The organism is Burkholderia sp. Ac-20392 (assembly GCF_017104585.1).
In the GTDB taxonomy this organism is placed as follows: domain Bacteria; phylum Pseudomonadota; class Gammaproteobacteria; order Burkholderiales; family Burkholderiaceae; genus Burkholderia; species Burkholderia lata.
In genome coordinates this window covers 1-2,598 of sequence record NZ_JAAGPB010000763.1, presented here as the reverse complement: position 1 = coordinate 2,598, position 2,598 = coordinate 1, and the positions used below count along the sequence as shown (strand labels likewise).

3 protein-coding genes are annotated in these 2,598 nt (G+C 65.9%); 1 reads left to right on the top strand and 2 read right to left on the bottom strand.

The window, feature by feature from the left end:
- Window positions 1–189: Sua5 family C-terminal domain-containing protein (locus tag G3N99_RS37890; protein ID WP_277396491.1), on the top strand; the 189-nt coding region annotated here is incomplete at its 5' end.
- An 81-nt stretch (window positions 190–270) separates the two neighbouring features.
- Here the strand turns inward: G3N99_RS37890 and G3N99_RS37885 are convergent.
- The gene (locus G3N99_RS37885; protein WP_174940367.1) at window positions 271–1,401 is read right to left on the bottom strand and encodes an SGNH/GDSL hydrolase family protein; all 1,131 of its coding nucleotides are present in this window, start codon (window positions 1,399–1,401) and stop codon (window positions 271–273) included.
- Between the two features lie 95 nt (window positions 1,402–1,496).
- Window positions 1,497–2,411: a sterol desaturase family protein gene (locus G3N99_RS37880; RefSeq protein ID WP_174940369.1), complete on the bottom strand. Its 915-nt coding sequence runs from the start codon at window positions 2,409–2,411 to the stop codon at window positions 1,497–1,499.
- Window positions 2,412–2,598: the final 187 nt, after the last annotated feature.

The following is a 2,598-nucleotide window of genomic DNA, read 5'->3' as shown; positions in this document are numbered from 1 at the left end:
GGCGTGCATTTCGTCGCGGCGCCGGAAGATCCGCAGGCGTATGCGCGCGACCTGTACGGGATGCTGCGTGCGCTCGATCGCGCGCAGGTTGCGCGGATTCTCGTCGAGAAGCTGCCCGAGACCGTCGAATGGATCGCGGTCAACGATCGCCTTGGCCGCGCGGCGGCCGCGTTCGAAGCGCGCGACTGACGCTAATCCCGGCACTGGAATGAAAAAACGCCCGACCGGCAAACCGGTCGGGCGTTTTCGTTTGGCCGCGTGGCCGGCGGCTTACTTGCCGACGCCGGACTTCGCGATCTGCTGTTCGACGTACTGCGCGAACAGTGCGTGCAGGCGCGTCGTCGGGTGGACCGTGTCGGCGAACATGTAGGTCTGGTCCGCGTTCGCGACCGTGTAGGTCTGCTGCGAGCAGAACAGCGACGAGCCGAATGCGGTTGCGTTCGCGACGCCGTACTGCGTGGCGGCCTGGACCATCGCCTTCAGGTTGCAGGCGGTGTCGGTGTTCGACACGGCGAAGCCGTTCGCCTTGTAGTTCGCGAGGATGCCGTCCTGCCACGTGAACGTGTCGAGCAGCACGTACTTGGTCGTGTCGACCTTGAGTGCCTGCAGCGTCGCGGCGAGCGTGCCGTTGAACAGCATCGACAGTTGCGTGAGGGTCGTCTGCGTGCCGCCTTGCAGCGCGAGCGGCGTGCCGCCGATATCCGGCACGTTCGACACGAACACGTGCGTCGCGCCGGCGGCGACGATCTGCTGCACGATGCCCGCAAGCTGTTGCGCGGCGGCGCCGATGTTCTGCTGCAGTTGCGTCGGCGTGATCGCGCCGGCCTGCAGCGCTGCGACCTGGTAGAAGATGTCGTTCGCGCCGCCGTTCAGCAGCACGACCTGGCCGGCGTTGAAGCTGCCGTGCTGCGACACGTATTGCTTGACCTGGTCGGCGATCGGCGTCGTGGTTGCTTGCGCGTAGTCGGCGTTCGGTACGCTGGCGTCCGCGTGGCCGATACCCGGCTGCTGCGTCACGCGCGAGCCGCCCTGTGCGTAGCCGAGGCCGCCGGTGGCCTGCAGCGGAATGCCGAAACCGCCCTGGTTCGCGGGCTGCAGCGTGTCGCCGTAGTACTGCGCGACGTTCTGCGTCCACACCTGGCCCGGGTTGGTCGTGAAGCGGCCGCCGCCGAAGCCGAGCTTGATCTGCGAGTAGGTGCCTGCGTCGGACAGGCTGTCGCCGAACGATACGATCTGCATTTTCACGCCCGACGGCGGCGTGTTCGACGCGCTGTTGCTGTTGTTGTCGTCACCGCCGCCGCATGCGGCGAGCAGCGCCAGTGCGGCGCCGGCGATCGCGACTTGCGCGGTGCGCAGCATGCGCTGACGGGTGCGGGCGGGTGCGTGTTGTTGTGTCTGCATCGTTCGATCTCCTCGTAGATATGGCCTGATGTGTTTCTCATCTGCCGCGTGCCTGCTCGGTTCCGGGCTGCGCGGCGGCCGTTGGCTGAAACGGTTTATTGGTCTCGCGCAGCCGCAAGCGGCACGGTGCGCGGATCGGGGTTCGCGGCCTCGGCAATCTGCGCATGATAAGCGCTCGCCCATTCGGGCGGGCCGAAAATCGCGCGCAGCTTGTTGCGCCAGCCGTCGACGCGCAACGCGTCGCCGGCCATCGATACCCACTCGTGGAACGTCGCGACGAGCGGGTTGTTCGAGCCGAGCCGCTCGACGATCCCGTACTGCGGCGGATCGTCGGGCGTTTCCTCGACATAGCTGCCGAACAGGCGATCCCAGATCACAAGGACGCCTGCGTAATTGCGGTCGATGTAGCGCGGGTTGCGCGCATGGTGCGCGCGGTGGATCGACGGCGTGTTCAGCACGTATTCGAGCCAGCCGAGCTTGCCGATCGCCTGCGTATGCACGAAGAACTGGAACGCGAGGTTGATCAGCACGATGCCGACGACCTGTTGCGGCGGAAAGCCGACGAACGCGAGCGGCAGCCAGAACACCCACATCCCCGCGACCGGGTACATCAGGCTCTGACGGAACGCGGTCGAGAAATTCATCCGCTCGGACGAGTGGTGCACGACGTGCGCGGCCCACAGCCAGCGCACGCGATGGCTTGCGCGATGGAATACGTAGTAGAGGAAATCCTGCGCGACGAACAGCACCGCGAACGACAGCCAGCTGTCGTGCCACGTGAACAGGCGATAGTGCTGGTAGCAGTACGCATAGACGGGGATCACGAACAGCCACGCGATCTTGTCGGCGCCCTGGTGCATCAGTGCGAGCGCCGCGTTGCACAGCGTGTCGCGCCACGCATAGACATGGTCCTGCGCACGAGTGCGGGCGAGGTGCCAGGCCTCCCACGCGATGCAGAGCAGGAAGACGGGCGCCAGCGCGAGCAGAAGCAATTCGACGTCGAATCGCATGGGCGTGTCTCCTTCTTTCCCCTGCAAGCCTTGAGGCCGGGCGTATGGCCCGTTGTAGATATCAGTCAGGCCAACAGCCTACGCAATCGCCACGCGCTAGGCGAGGGGGGAGCGTAGAGGGTTCCCTCTGAGGACAGGGTTTTTACGGAAACCGCGCGGCACGGGGCCGGGCGGTATGGCCCTGTTA

Coding starts and splice junctions, on each gene's coding strand:
- G3N99_RS37885 (WP_174940367.1), bottom strand. CDS start 1,401: ATGCAGACACAACAACACGCACCCGCCCGCACCCGTCAGCGCATGCTG.
- G3N99_RS37880 (WP_174940369.1), bottom strand. CDS start 2,411: ATGCGATTCGACGTCGAATTGCTTCTGCTCGCGCTGGCGCCCGTCTTC.